Source organism: Brevibacillus massiliensis (assembly GCF_000311785.1).
Classification (GTDB): Bacteria; Bacillota; Bacilli; order Brevibacillales; family Brevibacillaceae; genus Brevibacillus_C; species Brevibacillus_C massiliensis.
The window spans coordinates 1-14,410 of the sequence record NZ_HE978547.1 but is presented as its reverse complement, the minus strand read 5'-3'; the positions used below and the strand labels follow the sequence as shown (position 1 = coordinate 14,410).

At 50.6% G+C, this 14,410-nt stretch carries 16 protein-coding genes; 14 read left to right on the top strand and 2 right to left on the bottom strand.

Annotated elements, in window-relative coordinates; genetic code table 11:
• Positions 1-86: 86 nt before the first annotated feature.
• Positions 87-836: a YheC/YheD family protein gene (locus tag HGBM_RS21210; protein WP_026074575.1), complete on the bottom strand. Its 750-nt coding sequence runs from the start codon at positions 834-836 to the stop codon at positions 87-89.
• On the bottom strand, positions 824-1,225 hold the full coding sequence (gene panD / locus HGBM_RS21205) for an aspartate 1-decarboxylase (RefSeq protein ID WP_019123100.1): 402 nt from the start codon (positions 1,223-1,225) through the stop codon (positions 824-826). The genes HGBM_RS21210 and panD overlap by 13 nt, the downstream gene beginning before the upstream one ends.
• A gap of 225 nt (positions 1,226-1,450) precedes the next feature.
• Here panD and HGBM_RS21200 point away from each other — a divergent pair, with 225 nt between their 5' ends.
• The 14 genes from HGBM_RS21200 to lysS all read left to right on the top strand — a co-directional run bounded on the left by HGBM_RS21200 (position 1,451) and on the right by lysS (position 14,203).
• Entirely contained in the window at positions 1,451-2,671 is a 1,221-nt protein-coding gene (locus HGBM_RS21200; RefSeq protein WP_019123099.1) for a threonine synthase, read from the top strand.
• Positions 2,672-2,760: 89 nt separating this feature from the next.
• Entirely contained in the window at positions 2,761-3,321 is a 561-nt protein-coding gene (locus tag HGBM_RS21195; RefSeq protein WP_019123098.1) for an NADPH-dependent FMN reductase, read from the top strand.
• Between the two features lie 91 nt (positions 3,322-3,412).
• On the top strand, positions 3,413-4,288 hold the full coding sequence (gene hslO / locus HGBM_RS21190; protein ID WP_019123097.1) for an Hsp33 family molecular chaperone HslO: 876 nt from the start codon (positions 3,413-3,415) through the stop codon (positions 4,286-4,288).
• A gap of 88 nt (positions 4,289-4,376) precedes the next feature.
• Entirely contained in the window at positions 4,377-5,309 is a 933-nt protein-coding gene (gene cysK, locus HGBM_RS21185) for a cysteine synthase A (protein ID WP_019123096.1), read from the top strand.
• Between the two features lie 87 nt (positions 5,310-5,396).
• Entirely contained in the window at positions 5,397-6,902 is a 1,506-nt protein-coding gene (locus HGBM_RS21180; protein ID WP_019123095.1) for an anthranilate synthase component I family protein, read from the top strand.
• Positions 6,899-7,474: an aminodeoxychorismate/anthranilate synthase component II gene (pabA, locus tag HGBM_RS21175; protein WP_019123094.1), complete on the top strand. Its 576-nt coding sequence runs from the start codon at positions 6,899-6,901 to the stop codon at positions 7,472-7,474. Before HGBM_RS21180 ends, pabA begins: the two co-directional genes overlap by 4 nt.
• A 144-nt stretch (positions 7,475-7,618) precedes the next feature.
• Positions 7,619-8,464 (top strand): aminodeoxychorismate lyase, encoded by an 846-nt coding sequence (gene pabC, locus HGBM_RS21170; RefSeq protein ID WP_019123093.1) that lies wholly within the window; start codon positions 7,619-7,621, stop codon positions 8,462-8,464.
• A 44-nt stretch (positions 8,465-8,508) separates the two neighbouring features.
• Entirely contained in the window at positions 8,509-9,711 is a 1,203-nt protein-coding gene (gene folP / locus HGBM_RS21165) for a dihydropteroate synthase (protein ID WP_019123092.1), read from the top strand.
• Positions 9,704-10,078, top strand: coding sequence for a dihydroneopterin aldolase (gene folB, locus HGBM_RS21160; protein ID WP_019123091.1), 375 nt, complete (start codon positions 9,704-9,706; stop codon positions 10,076-10,078). Before folP ends, folB begins: the two co-directional genes overlap by 8 nt.
• Positions 10,075-10,602: a 2-amino-4-hydroxy-6-hydroxymethyldihydropteridine diphosphokinase gene (gene folK, locus HGBM_RS21155; RefSeq protein ID WP_019123090.1), complete on the top strand. Its 528-nt coding sequence runs from the start codon at positions 10,075-10,077 to the stop codon at positions 10,600-10,602. Before folB ends, folK begins: the two co-directional genes overlap by 4 nt.
• Positions 10,554-10,766, top strand: a complete 213-nt coding sequence (locus tag HGBM_RS29865) for a helix-turn-helix domain-containing protein (RefSeq protein WP_081590272.1) — start codon at positions 10,554-10,556, stop codon at positions 10,764-10,766. Before folK ends, HGBM_RS29865 begins: the two co-directional genes overlap by 49 nt.
• 148 nt (positions 10,767-10,914) lie before the next feature.
• Positions 10,915-11,928: a tRNA dihydrouridine synthase DusB gene (dusB, locus tag HGBM_RS21150; protein WP_019123089.1), complete on the top strand. Its 1,014-nt coding sequence runs from the start codon at positions 10,915-10,917 to the stop codon at positions 11,926-11,928.
• A 178-nt stretch (positions 11,929-12,106) separates the two neighbouring features.
• Positions 12,107-12,583 (top strand): transcription elongation factor GreA, encoded by a 477-nt coding sequence (greA, locus tag HGBM_RS21145; protein ID WP_019123088.1) that lies wholly within the window; start codon positions 12,107-12,109, stop codon positions 12,581-12,583.
• Positions 12,584-12,676: 93 nt separating this feature from the next.
• Complete coding sequence (lysS, locus tag HGBM_RS21140) at positions 12,677-14,203, top strand: lysine--tRNA ligase (protein ID WP_019123087.1); 1,527 nt, start codon at positions 12,677-12,679, stop codon at positions 14,201-14,203.
• Positions 14,204-14,410: the final 207 nt, after the last annotated feature.

Genomic DNA, 14,410 nt, shown 5'->3' with positions numbered 1-14,410 from the left:
CGCCCTTTTTCGAGCAACGTCGAAGAAACTCGAAGAAAGGGATCCCATCAAAAAAACCCCTCTTCTAGCAAAGGGGTTCCTCCTGTTCAGGGGGCGTACTTGCGTCTGTATGTGATGATGTTGCGGTACATTTGCTTGTTTTTCAGCTTAAGAAAGAGCGAGGCGGCAGGGCGGAAGTTGGCTTCGATAATCCAGATATGCCCGTTCGTGTCAACTCCCATATCGATGCCGATCGTTCGTTCGGCTGGGTAAACCTCGCTTAAACGCTTTGCCACTCGAATGGCCAGCCAGCTCAATTTGATCAGAGGAAATCGGTTCCCCAGTTGTTTCAGGGTGGACTGGTTAATCGCAGCTTGCAAGGGCAGCACCCGACCGCCGCTATGCTTGACATTGGTGACGACATAGCCGGGACCAGCCACTTTGGCGAGTCCACCCGTCACCTTCCACGGAGAGTTGGGTTTGCGCTGAACCATGATGCGAATGTCAAAGGGGCGATTATTCACTCTGGCCAGGGGAATGTACTGCTGTATCAGATACACCTTTTGCTTCTTTTTCAGCCTTTGAATATAGGAATGCAGGGCCTGGAGGCTGTTGGCAGTAAAGGCGATGTTGTCAACGTGGATGATGTAGCGGCCGCTTACACCAGTACTGACTTTGATCAGATTGGTCCCACCCCCACCGCCGGACGGCTTGATTATGACCGTGTTGTATTTTTCCAAAAAATCAGCGAGGGACTCTTTATGAAACAGATCTGTATCGGGCAAATACGGGGCAAGCAATTCGTCCCGCAAGAGGATATTGTACTTTGCCCACTTTCCGGTATTTAATTTTCCGATAGCACATCCATCCCTTCGTAAGACGTGCTATGCTTCTCCACTCTGATAAGGTTGTTTTGTCTGTCGACAAATAACACCCGAGGCTTCAGTGAGGCAAGCTCTTCTTCTGCAAACAAGCCCATGCTGAGGATAATGACGGTGTCTCCAGGTTGAAACAGGTGTGCCGGCGGCCCGTTTAGACAAATTTCGCCAGATCCAGCGGGGGCCGGTATGGCATATGTTTTCCATCTTGTGGCATTGCGCAGGCTGGTGATCTGAACCATTTCATACGGGAGGATGTTGGCTTCTCTCATCAGCCGCTCGTCAATGGTTATGCTCCCGACGTAGTCCAGTTCTGCTTTTGTGACTGTAGCCCTGTGTATCTTGCCTTTGCACATCAGACGCTGCATGGAGGTGTTTCTCTCCCTTCTCTGGTGTATGGAAGCACGTTATTTCGACACTTACTACAATATGTGCGTTGGGTGTACGGGGTCACATTGGGCAAAGGGCTAAATTTGGTTTTGGCGCCGGCGACCGGGTAAATACCGTGCCGCCAATAGCTGACGTTCATATCGTAAAAGGGATAAGGCGCTGGACGGTTTGCCGAAAAGGAGAGAAGAACGAGGAGGGGAATAATGGAACGACCTTTGCTTCGATGCATGACCTGTGACAAAAAACGTTTGTTGGATGATCTGGCTGGTCGGTGTGAATGCGGCGGACTTCTCTTGGTTGAGTACGATTGGGAGAGGATTGGCAGTTCTTTATCGCCAAATGATCTAAAATCCCGTTCTTTTACGATGTGGCGTTATCAGGAACTGCTGCCTGTCAGGGACCGGAATGCCATAGTCTCTCTGGGGGAAGGAGGTACCCCGCTCGTACGCCTTCAGTCGCTGGAAAGATCACTTCCCCTGGCCGAATTGTGGGTAAAACGGGAGGAACAAAATCCGACAGGAAGTTTTAAAGCGCGCGGTTTTTCTGCGGCCCTGTCGCTGCTGCAGGAGAGAGGAATTCGCCGGGTGGCCGTCCCCTCCAACGGCAATGCCGCATCTGCGCTTGCGGCTTACGCAGCCCGGGCGAAGATGGCGGCTTATGTGTTTGTCCCGAAAGACTGTCCGGGATTGATCGTCGAGGAGTGCCGGTATTACGGTGCCCGCACCTACCAGGTAGACGGGTTGATTCACGATGCAGGGGCGATAGCGGAGGCCGGTAAAAACGAACAGAGATGGTTTAATGTCGGGACCTTGCAAGAGCCAGGCAGGGTCGAAGGGAAGAAAACAATGGGATTTGAGCTGGCCGAACAACTTGGCTGGCAGTTTCCCGATGTAATCGTCTACCCGACGGGGGGCGGCTCCGGGGTGATCGGAATGTGGAAGGCATTTCATGAACTGCGCCAGCTGGGCTGGGTGCAAAATGAATTTCCGCGATTTGTCAGTGTCCAGGAAACAGGCTGCCAACCGCTTGTCGATGCGATAGCAGCAGGTACCAAAGAGCCGCCGGGAGTTAAAGAAGTTACGTCCAGTCCGACCGGAATGCGAGTGCCGCATCCGCCTGCGGGCGGTCTGTTGCTGTCTATTTTGCGAGAGACAAATGGGACGGCCGTAGGCGTAAGTGCCGATGCGATCAGCGATGCGCGGCGGATGTTCGGAGTCTGCGGCATATCGGCGTCTCCGGAAGGGGCGGCTGCACTGGCAGGACTGGTCCGGCTGTGTGACCAGGGATTTGTTCGTCCCGCGGACAAAGTCGTATTGTTCAATACGGCGCACGCGCTGAAATACCTTCCCTGGACGGTTGAGCCTCCGCTGCAGACGATTAAAACCTATGAGGACTGGTGTAAAATTGTAGAAATGGGACTGTAGAGCCATGAAATGACGCGGGCTGCTAACGTGATCTGAATAAGTATGGTAATATGAATTTTATAAACAATGGTTGCTGGGAGGATACGAACTTGAAAATACTGCTTATTTGCGGCAGCGCTACCCGAACGTCGCGAACCAGGGGCTTGATTCAGGCAGTGGAGCGGGAACTGCGAAAAAGAAGTGATGTTGAGCTGATGAGCTTTGATGTCGGCAAGGATGTGCTTCCACTATATGATGGAAGTGAAGCTCAAGCGGAAGATGAAGCCGTAAAGCGGCTGCGAAGCTGCGCCGAGCAGGCAGACGGCTTTTACATATGCTCCCCGGAATACCATGCCGGCATGAGCGGAGCACTGAAGAAGACGTTCGACTTTTTGAGCGGCAGCCACTTTCGGGGGAAGCCGGTTGCCATATCCGCGGCTTCAGGAGGGAGCAAGGGCGGTGTTAATGCCCTGAACAACATGCGGACGGTCCTGCGCGGGGTGTACGCACTCGTCCTGCCGGATCAGATCATCGTCGATCCGGATCACTTTAATGAGCAAAGAGAACTGGTAAATGAAGAAATGCAAAAACGCATTCAAGGAATTGTCGACGAGCTCTGCCAGTATGCCCGATCGCTTGCGGCAGGCAGACAGCAGCAGCTTCAAGCGTAAGGACTGTTTGTGTGCGATAAGGCTCCCGGCGGAATCACTGCCGGGGGTTTTTTGTGGTACACTAACGGCAAGCCACGAAGGAGGACATGATATGAGCGATTATTTGGTCCGGGCAACCGGATTTGGCGGACATGTTCGTGCCTTTGCCGCACGGACGACGGAGGTAGTCGAGGATATCCGACGCCGCCATGACATGTGGAATACAGCGAGTGCTGCAATGGGGCGAACCCTGACTGTCACGGCGATGATGGGAGCGATGTTGAAAGGGGAAGAACACCTTTCCGTCAAGATAAAAGGAGGCGGTCCGATCGGCCAAATTGTAGCCGAAGCGAATGCCAAAGGAGAGGTTCGGGCATACGTCAGCAATCCTCACGTTCACTTTGAGCTAAATGATAAAGGGAAACTGGATGTGTCACGGGCGGTTGGCACAGAGGGGTTTCTTTACGTGGTAAAGGATTTGGGGCTGCGTGAGCCCTATCAGGGGAGCTCTCCGATTGTTTCTGGTGAAATCGGTGAAGATTTTACCTATTACTTCGCGGTATCGGAACAGACGCCTTCCGCTGTTGGAGTTGGGGTGCTGGTCAATCCGGAGGATCGCGCTGTCATCGCTGCCGGCGGGTTTATCATCCAGCTGTTGCCGGGAACACCTGATGAGGTGATTGAAAAAATTGAACAGCACATGGCAAAACTCCCTCAGGTTTCCAGGATGATTGGCGAGGGGCTGTCACCTGAACAGATCTTGCAGCGGGTGTTGGAAGACGTGAAGGTATTGAGCAGGCAGGAGATTATCTTCACATGCACCTGTTCCGAACAAAAAATTAAAGATATCCTGTACGGTTTGGGAAAAGAGGAGCTTACCAGCATGATCGAAGAGCAGGGAGAAGCGGAGGTTCACTGTCATTTTTGCAACCAGCGATATTATTTCGACAAACCGGCACTGCAAAATATCGTCAGCGAGATAAAGTAATGAAAAAACGAGAATTGACGCTGTACCGAAATGTTTGATATAATGCCGATAAAACCCAGTATTTTACTCGGTATTAGGAGGGGAAAATATGCGCGTGGCCCAGACGATTACCGACCTGATTGGTCAAACACCTCTGGTAAAGCTGAACCGTGTCGTCAGTGGAGATATGGCAGATATTTATTTGAAGTTGGAGTTTTTTAATCCGGGAAGCAGTGTTAAGGACCGGATTGCCCTAGCAATGGTGGAAGCGGCAGAACAGGATGGAACGTTAAAACCCGGTGATACGATTATCGAACCTACCAGCGGCAACACGGGAATCGGTCTGGCAATGGTGGCAGCCGCCAAAGGCTATCGGGCGATTTTTGTCATGCCGGAGACGATGAGCATGGAGCGCCGCAACCTGCTTAGGGCTTATGGAGCAGAGCTGGTTCTGACCCCTGGCTCGGAAGGAATGGGCGGGGCGATTCGCAAGGCGGAGGAAATCGTCAAGGAAAATCCTTCATACTTTATGCCGCAGCAGTTTAACAATCCGGCCAATCCAAAAGTGCATCGCGAGACGACAGGCCGCGAATTGCTGGAGCAAGCAAAGGAATTAGGCGGAATCGACGCGTTTGTCGCCGGCATCGGAACGGGCGGAACGATTACGGGAGCGGGAGAGGTGTTGAAGGAAGCCTATCCGCAGATTCATATCGTAGCGGTAGAACCGGCTGCCTCGGCTGTCCTCTCCGGAGAAAAGCCTGGTCCGCATAAGCTGCAGGGATTGGGTGCAGGATTTGTTCCGAAGATCTTAAATACCGAGATTTACGATGAGATAATCAAAGTGGAGAATGAACAGGCTTTCGAAACAGCACGCCAGATTGCAAGAGAGGAAGGGATTCTTGGAGGAATCTCATCAGGTGCCGCTGTTTTTGCGGCCTTGCAGGTTGCCCGCCGACTCGGGCCGGGTAAAAAAGTGGTTGCCGTGGTTCCAAGCAACGGAGAACGCTACCTGTCCACGCCACTCTACCAATTTGATGAGTAAAAACAACAGCCGCCTCTCGCAGGCGGTTTTATCATGCTATGATAGGGGTATATGGTACACTTCCTGCAGACCGGAGCGTGAAGACTAATGGTATTTCCTGATTATGAAGTGACACAAGAGCTAGCCAAAACATACAACAGTATCCCTCTGGCGTTACGGGCGACATTCCCGGAAGGGTTTGATCTGCTGCACCTGTTAAAGCAAGAAAATCCATCACTGACGGACGCTGTCCTATTAGAAAGCGGTCGGTCTGGCCGGTATAGCTATCTGGCTTATAAACCTGTTGCGGCTATTTCCAGCAAAAAGCAAGTAACGACGATTCGGCGGTCGAACGGCGATGTTACTATTGAAACGGATGTCAATCCGCTTGAGGTACTTCGCCGGTTTATGCAGGACTACCATGTTCCGCGGATCGAAGGTTTGCCCGATTTTTCCGGCGGGGCGGCAGGTTATCTAAGCTATGACATGAATGCCTATTTTGAATCCACTCTGCCGCATATCGCGAATGACGACTTACAGCTGCCGGAGTTCTATGTTATGGTATATGAAGACTTGCTAATTATTGATCACAAAACAAGAGAACTGATCAGTTTAACCCATTTACCTGCTGAATCATTAAGCAAAGAGGCATACGATTTGGCTGCTAAAAGGCTAGTTGAACGAATTCAGAGGGCAGCAAGCAGGGGAGTTGCTGCAGAAGACTGCACGGATTGGGATGAACTTCGTAAAAGCTCCTTGACCATGGATAAAGCGAGAGAAGTATCCTTTACGCAGACAGAGTTTGAGCAGGCTGTTAGGAAAGTACAGCATTACATCGCACAAGGTGACGTCTTTCAGGTCAATTTGTCCGTTCGTCAGAGTCACCCGATTCACGTTGATGCAGTTGACGTATACGAGGTGCTTCGCCGCTTGAATCCTTCACCGTACATGGGGTATCTTCACTTTTCGGAATTTCAATTGGTAAGCGGTTCACCTGAACTGTTGATTAAGGTAAAAGCGGGCGAAGTGAGCACACGACCGATTGCCGGTACACGCCCGCGTGGGATGAATCGGGAAGAGGACTTGGCCTTGGCGAAGGATCTGATTGAAAACGACAAAGAGCGGGCAGAGCACGTAATGTTGGTCGACTTGGAGCGGAATGATCTGGGGCGGGTTTGCCGATACGGCAGCGTAGAGGTAAGCGAATTTATGACAATCGAGGAGTATTCCCATGTCATGCATATTGTCTCACACGTACGTGGTATCCTTGCTGATGGAAAAGATGCCTATGATGCTGTTGCAGCTGCTTTTCCCGGCGGAACGATCACAGGTGCACCCAAAGTGCGAACGATGGAGATCATTGAGGAGTTGGAGCCGGTCAAGCGTGGTGTCTATACAGGGTCAATCGGATGGTTTGGGTTTAACGGTGACGTGGAGTTAAATATCGCGATCAGGACGATGGTTGTTAAAGACGGCATAGCCCACGTCCAGGCAGGTGCAGGCATTGTGATTGATTCGCACCCGCAAGCGGAGTACTTCGAGTCTTTGAAAAAGGCAGAGGCACTATGGAAGGCACTTGAGTTGGGCGAGAAAAGAAGGTTGAGCAAAGTATGATGGTTGTGATTGACAACTATGATTCATTTACTTACAATCTGGTGCAGTTTATTGGTGAATTAGGCGAAGAACTGATGGTGTTTCGCAATGACAAAATTACGCTGGAAGAAATTGAGCGGATGGCACCGGATTACCTCATGATTTCACCAGGGCCGTGTACTCCCAACGAGGCGGGGATCAGCATGGATGTTATTCGCCGGTTTGCCGGAAAGATCCCGATTTTGGGGGTTTGCCTCGGACACCAATCAATTGGTCAAGTTTTTGGCGGAAAAGTGGTACGAGCCGAGAGGTTGATGCACGGGAAGACATCAGCGGTCTTTCACGATGGCAAAACGATCTTTGGTGATATCCCTTCACCTTTTCAAGCTGCACGTTATCATTCCTTACTTATTGATGCGGAAACGCTGCCAGAGGTGCTGGAAGTGACAGCACGCACCTTGGAGGGGGAAATTATGGGGATCCGCCACCGCAAGTACCCGATTGAAGGTGTGCAGTTCCATCCGGAGTCGATCATTACAGAGCATGGCAAAGCCATTTTGAAAAATTTTATTACCAGCTATGCTGTTCGATAAACGAGGTAATCTCGCAGAGAAATGCTACTCGAATGCAGACAAACGCCCGGGAATCCTCTCGCTTCACATGGGAGATAAAAGGGCGCTTTTCTATTTTGGCTTTCAACAGATTCCCCTAGTACCTTTACAGGCAGGAGTGACATCATGATCATCTTCGCAAATGGTGAGCTTGTCCCAGCGGAAAAAGCCAAAGTTTCCGCGATCGATCACGGATTTTTGTACGGAATTGGTTTGTTTGAAACCATGCGTGTATACAACAACCGCATTTTTCTCTGGTCAGAACACTATAAACGGTTGATGGCTGGACTTGATGCGCTGCGTATCTCTGCTACCTGGACAGAGCAGGAGCTGCTGGACTCAATAAATCGAACATTGGTTGCCAACCGGCTCACAGATGCATACGTCCGGCTGAGTATCACTGGCGGTCAGGAAGGAGTAGGGCTGGTAGGTGTGGAATATGCGAACCCATCGTTATTTGTCTACGTCAAGCCAGTTGCGCCTGTAGCAGAACCGCCGAAAGGCAAGCAATTAGTGTCGGTTTCCATACCGCGGCAGACTGCAGAAGGGGCGTTTCGCTTCAAGTCCCACAATTATTTAAACAACGCGTTGGCAAAGCTGGAAGTGGGCCCTGACCCAAAGGTGGAAGGCTTGTTTTTGACACAGGACGGATATGTATGTGAAGGGATCGTCAGCAACGTCTTTTGGGTTCGAAACGGCAAACTGTATACGCCTTCAGTGGCAACGGGGCTGTTGAACGGGATCACACGTCAACATGTTCTGACATTAGCCGAAGAACTGAATCTACCTTGGGAAGAGGGGCTTTTTCTGCTCTCGTCGCTTACGGCTGCCGAGGAAGCTTTTTTGACCAACTCCGTTCAAGAAATAATTCCTGTAAATCAAGTGGACGGGGTGCCCCTTGCCCAGGATTATGGTCCGATTACCAAAGCACTGCGTTTAGCCTACCGTCGATCGGTAGCATTGTATAAATGATTATGGTATGCTATCACATTATGCGTGAGGAGTTCGTTGCGATAATGAAGCATAATCCGTACGTTGTTCACACTTACGATCCATCCTCTGTCGTCTCTGAGATGAAGCGAATTGGTGCAACTCCAGATGAAATCGCGTTAGTCGCACCTAAGGGAGAGGCGCTGCTGATCCACCTGGAGCACGTTCCATTTGAGACCGCAAACCTGCTCAGAAATAAGATCAGAGCTTGCGGAGGGGACGCTATTGTCCAGTTGAAGGAGCCAACCCCGGAGCGTAAAGAATCGCGTGTTTTACTTGTAGCGACTCGGCAGCAGGTTCAGGATCTGATATCTGCCATGGGCGAGGCACCGCTTCATCTTAAACAATTGGGTGCCGAGATTGAGAAAGTGCTTGAGGAAGAAAGCCAATTGGAGAGACAGACCCAACTGGTTTGCGGTTCACATATACTGCCGCTGGGACAGCGAACACTGGTGATGGGCATTCTCAATGTCACCCCCGATTCATTCTCGGACGGCGGCAGATACAACGATGTGGAACGGGCTGTCAGCCACGCCCGCCAACTGGTGGCAGAGGGTGCGGATATCATTGATATTGGCGGAGAATCAACGCGGCCGGGCCACGAACCGGTCGGATTGGCGGACGAATTGGACCGCATTTTGCCGGTTGTTCGTGCACTGGCGGCAGAATTGGACGTTCCGCTTTCGATTGACACGTATAAGGCGGAAGTGGCAGAGCAGGCGATTAAAGCGGGAGCCCATATCATTAACGATATTTGGGGAGCAAAACGCGATCCGCGGATGGCGTCCGTGGCTGCCGACCTGCAGGTGCCGATCATTTTGATGCACAACCGGGAAAATGTCGCCTACAGGGACTTTTTTTCCGATCTAATCCGCGATTTGCGGGAATCAGTGCAGATTGTCGAAAAAGCCGGCGTGAAAAGAGAAAATATCATTCTCGATCCCGGCATCGGTTTTGCGAAAAACTTGAATCAAAATCTGGAGACCATGAGGCGCCTTGATGATATCGTCGCCTTGGGCTTTCCCGTACTGCTCGGAACTTCGCGAAAGTCGATGATCGGACGCGTTCTTGATCTGCCTGTTGAAGAGCGGATGGAGGGCACGGCGGCGACTGTGGCACTAGGCGTGGCTAAGGGCTGTCACATCGTTCGTGTCCACGATGTCCTGGAGATGAAAAGAGTTGCCGACATGATGGACGCGATGTTGAAAGGGGGCGTCCAAAATGGATAAAATATATTTTAACGGCATGTCTTTTTACGGTTACCATGGCGTTTTTTCGGCTGAAGCGGAGTTGGGACAGCGTTTTTTTGTAGACTTGGAATTGTCGCTTGATCTGTCGAGGGCTGGCGAAAGTGACCAGCTTGAGGATACCGTCAATTATGCCGATATCTTCTCGCAGGTACAGAAAATCGTCGAAGGTGAAAGATACCACCTGGTGGAAGCGCTGACCAATCAAATCGCCGTCCGCTTGCTTCGCTTGTTTCCTTTTGCAGAAGTAAAGGTGAAAGTGACCAAGCCGAATCCGCCGATCAATGGGCATTACGACTCGGTTGCGATTGAGATGGTGCGGACGAGAAAGGATGTTTCTGGTACATGAGCGTTCTCGCATATCTGGCATTGGGTTCCAATCTGGGCCAAAGAGCCGGCTACCTCGCAGAGGCTGTCAGGGCGCTGCAGAAAATGCCAGAGATCACGGTAACAGCGGTATCTGCCATATATGAGACCGATCCAGTCGGATATCTGGATCAGCCCGCCTTTTTAAACATGGCCCTCGCTGTTCAGACCGTTTTCTCTCCGCTTGATCTGCTCGCTGCGGCCATGCAGATAGAAGGGAACCTGGGCAGGGAACGCCATATCCATTGGGGGCCGCGAACGATCGACATTGACATTTTGCTGTACGGCAGGGAAAGTGTGCAGCTGCCCAGCCTGAGGATTCCCCATCCTGCCATGTTGAACCGGGCTTTTGTGCTCATTCCCCTGCGGGATGTCTTACAAGAAAACACACCACCGTTTGAACATAAATCAATTGACAAGTGGATTGCCGAAGCGGATGATGTTAAGGGGGTGCGAAAATGGGGGATGCTCGACTGGGCAACCGGATACGGGCCTTCCGGAAGTTAAAGGGGTATACACAGCAATCGCTGGCCCAAGAGATGGGTGTATCGCTTGCCCTGGTAGGGTCGTTAGAGCGGGGCACGCGGAAGCCTACAGAATCGGTTTTACGGAAGATCGCCAATACTTTACAAGTAGATTACGACGAGTTGTGTGCTATAACTAAGAGATAACCAATCGCTTATGACGGTTTTTCCCTCTCATCGGGGGACAAAAATGTCGACCGCAAGCCGGTCACATCGATGTTTTATGAAAAACGTCATGGCGTTTTTCATTAAAAAGGACTTCTGTGTCCTTTTCCTTACCCGAGGAGGACGAATTATGAAGATTGCTGATATTGAGTTGAAGAATAATGTCGTTTTGGCTCCGATGGCGGGTGTATGTAATCCGGCCTTTCGTTTGATTGCCAAAGAGTTTGGCACCGGCCTTGTATGCGCTGAGATGGTCAGTGACAAGGGGATCGTCAACGGCAACAAGAAGACCATGGATATGCTGTTTGTCGATGAGCGCGAGAAACCGCTCAGTCTGCAAATTTTTGGCGGCGATAAAGATACGTTGGTCGAAGCGGCAAAATATGTAGACAAGCACACCAATGCCGATATCATCGACATCAATATGGGTTGTCCTGTCCCGAAAATTACCAGCTGCGATGCGGGAGCACGTCTGCTGCTTGATCCGAATAAAATCTATGAAGTGGTGTCCGCCGTCGTCGATTCGGTGGAAAAGCCGGTAACGGTGAAGATGAGGATTGGCTGGGATGATGAGCATCTGTATGCGATCGATAACGCCCAGGCGGTTGAACGCGCTGGCGGCCAGGCAATCGCTGTTCACGGACGCACCCGGGTACAGATGTACAAGGGCAAAGCCGACTGGGATTGGATTCGCCGCGTAAAAGAGGCAGTCAGTATTCCAGTCATCGGAAACGGTGACATCGCTACGCCTGAAGACGCCCGGATGATGCTGGATACGACCGGTTGCGACGGAGTGATGATCGGCAGGGCGGCGCTCGGCAATCCGTGGATGCTGTACCGGACCATTCAGTATCTGACAAAAGGCGAGTTGCTTCCCGAACCGACGGCGCGAGAAAAAGTGGAAATTTGTCTGCTTCACGCCGAGCGCCTGGTTGCGCTAAAAGGTCCTCGCGTTGGCATCCTGGAGATGCGTAAGCATGCCGCCTGGTATTTAAAGGGACTAAAAGGAGCTACCCAGACGAAGAACCGCATTAATGAAGTGGAGACAGAAGAGGAACTGCGCCGAATTCTGTTCGAGTATGTCGAATGGCTAGAAAACGCTGATGTCGAGGAAGCGGAAAAAGTGGCAGCACCCAAACATTGACAACCACAAATTCATATCCTATAATCGTCATATTATCGAATAAAGCTGCCAGTTTACCTCTGGCAGCTTTCCCTTTGACCCATCGATGACATCCAACCGTATAATATGCAGCGAATTTACATATAATCCTGTGTACTTTTGTACCGGGAGAAATTATTAAATAACGGGGGAATTAAAGATGTCTGAAAAAGAAGTGATTCTCACACCAGAAGGTCTAGCACGCTTGGAACAAGAGTTGGAAGAATTGAAAACGGTTAAGCGCAAAGAAGTAGCTGCCCGCATCAAAGAAGCGATCAGCTATGGAGATATTAGCGAGAACTCAGAATACGAAGAGGCCAAAAACGAGCAGGCTTTTATTGAAGGAAGAATCCTCACTCTGGAAAAAATGCTGCGCAATGCCCGGATCATCACAAATGAGGACGTCGATACCGGAGTTGTCAGCGTCGGTTCTACCGTTCGACTGAAGGATCTTGAATTTGGCGATATTGTAGAGTACACTATTGTCGGTTCGGCAGAGTCTGATCCGATGAATAATAAAATTTCCAACGAATCGCCAGTCGGCCAAGCGCTTTTAGGCAAGGCAAAAGGGGCGGTTGTTGACGTACAAGTGCCTGCAGGCGTGATTCAATACGAAATTTTGGATATCAATTTGTAAGGTCAACAGGCGTACCGCTTTAACCAAAGGGTACGCCCTGTCATTTATCGCAACCTGGTTTGCCCACACGTTTTTCGAGGAGTGAAGAGATACATGGCACGGGAAGATGATATGCAAATGGATGGTCAACAACAGGAAGGGTTACATGAACTGCTGCAGGTCCGGCATGATAAGATGGATCAGCTTCGCGAGTGGGGATTTGATCCATTCGGGAAAAAATTTGAACAGACGGACCACGCTGCAGACGTCATTGCCAAATTCGGCGAAAAATCAAAAGATGAGCTTGATGCCGAGCAGCACGTCGTCACGTTGGCTGGGCGGCTGATGGCAAAACGTGCAATGGGTAAGGCCAGTTTTGCACAGCTGCTCGATCGTTCCGGGCAAATCCAGATCTACATCCGACTGGATGCAATCGGGGAAAAATTGTACAAGGTGTTTGAATTAAGTGATATCGGCGATCTCGTCGGGGTTACTGGTGTCGTCTTCAAAACCAAGACCGGCGAATTAAGCGTGAAAGTCCAGGAATTTACCTTTCTCACCAAGTCGCTGCGTCCGCTGCCGGAGAAGTTCCACGGATTAAAGGACGTGGAGACGCGATACCGGAAGCGTTATGTCGATTTGATTGTAAATCCGGAAGTCCGGGAGACGTTTATTACTCGCAGCCGCATTCTCACCTCCATTCGCCGCTATTTGGATCAGCTTGGCTTTTTAGAGGTGGAGACGCCAACCCTGCATGCGATTGCCGGAGGGGCTGCTGCCCGTCCGTTTATCACGCACCACAATGCGTTGGACATGCAGTTGTATATGCGAATTGCCATCGAGCTTCACCTGAAGCGATTGATTGTTGGCGGATTGGAAAAGGTCTATGAGATTGGGCGTGTCTATCGCAACGAAGGTATTTCCACGCGTCACAACCCGGAGTTTACCATGATCGAGTTGTATCAAGCGTACGCCAATTTCGAAGATATCATGGAGCTGACTGAGTCGTTGATTGCCCATGTGGCACAAGAAGTGCTCGGAACCACGAAGATCCAGTACCAAGGGCATACTGTCGACCTTACGCCGAAATGGCGCCGTGTTCACATGGTTGATTTGATCAAGGAGCATGTTGGTGTCGACTTCTGGAAAGAGATGAGCGATGATGAGGCGCGTGCATTGGCAAAAGAACACGGCGTCACTGTTGAGCCTCACCATACGTTTGGGCACGTTGTAAACGAATTCTTTGAACAAAAAATAGAAGAGACACTGATTCAGCCTACATTTGTATACGGACATCCGGTAGCGATTTCTCCATTGGCGAAGAAAAATGAGCAAGATCCTCGTTTTACCGACCGTTTTGAGTTGTTTATCGTCGCTCGCGAACATGCGAATGCCTTCACCGAGTTAAACGATCCGATTGACCAGCGTCAAAGGTTTGAGGCCCAACTGCTGGAAAGGGCCGCAGGAAATGATGAAGCCCATGAAATGGATGAAGATTTTATCGAAGCGCTCGAATACGGAATGCCCCCGACTGGCGGCCTGGGAATCGGGATTGACCGGTTGGTTATGCTGCTTACGGATTCCCCTTCGATTCGCGATGTGCTGCTCTTCCCATTGATGCGGGAGAGAGCGGGAGAATAACCGTATAATACGATCCAAAGCTCGAGGAAACCAGTCTTGGATAAAAGACTGGTTTCCAGTTTTTGTGCCTTGCGCTTTTGGGGCGAGTGGTGATATAGTAGAGCATGTTGTCGCTGCTTATTTGATTGCAGAAAGGAATTGCAAAAAAGTTGTTGACAACGAATCGTAAAATTGTTATAATATAAAAGTTGCTGTTAATGCTCTTTG

What these genes read in the sequence shown, in the direction of transcription:
- HGBM_RS29865 (WP_081590272.1), top strand. Translation starts at nt 10,554, where the DNA reads ATGGGGGATGCTCGACTGGGCAACCGGATACGGGCCTTCCGGAAGTTA.
- folB (WP_019123091.1), top strand. Translation starts at nt 9,704, where the DNA reads ATGGATAAAATATATTTTAACGGCATGTCTTTTTACGGTTACCATGGC.
- pabA (WP_019123094.1), top strand. Translation starts at nt 6,899, where the DNA reads ATGATGGTTGTGATTGACAACTATGATTCATTTACTTACAATCTGGTG.
- cysK (WP_019123096.1), top strand. Translation starts at nt 4,377, where the DNA reads ATGCGCGTGGCCCAGACGATTACCGACCTGATTGGTCAAACACCTCTG.
- pabC (WP_019123093.1), top strand. Translation starts at nt 7,619, where the DNA reads ATGATCATCTTCGCAAATGGTGAGCTTGTCCCAGCGGAAAAAGCCAAA.
- lysS (WP_019123087.1), top strand. Translation starts at nt 12,677, where the DNA reads ATGGCACGGGAAGATGATATGCAAATGGATGGTCAACAACAGGAAGGG.
- folK (WP_019123090.1), top strand. Translation starts at nt 10,075, where the DNA reads ATGAGCGTTCTCGCATATCTGGCATTGGGTTCCAATCTGGGCCAAAGA.
- folP (WP_019123092.1), top strand. Translation starts at nt 8,509, where the DNA reads ATGAAGCATAATCCGTACGTTGTTCACACTTACGATCCATCCTCTGTC.
- dusB (WP_019123089.1), top strand. Translation starts at nt 10,915, where the DNA reads ATGAAGATTGCTGATATTGAGTTGAAGAATAATGTCGTTTTGGCTCCG.
- HGBM_RS21200 (WP_019123099.1), top strand. Translation starts at nt 1,451, where the DNA reads ATGGAACGACCTTTGCTTCGATGCATGACCTGTGACAAAAAACGTTTG.
- panD (WP_019123100.1), bottom strand. Translation starts at nt 1,225, where the DNA reads ATGCAGCGTCTGATGTGCAAAGGCAAGATACACAGGGCTACAGTCACA.
- hslO (WP_019123097.1), top strand. Translation starts at nt 3,413, where the DNA reads ATGAGCGATTATTTGGTCCGGGCAACCGGATTTGGCGGACATGTTCGT.
- greA (WP_019123088.1), top strand. Translation starts at nt 12,107, where the DNA reads ATGTCTGAAAAAGAAGTGATTCTCACACCAGAAGGTCTAGCACGCTTG.
- HGBM_RS21180 (WP_019123095.1), top strand. Translation starts at nt 5,397, where the DNA reads ATGGTATTTCCTGATTATGAAGTGACACAAGAGCTAGCCAAAACATAC.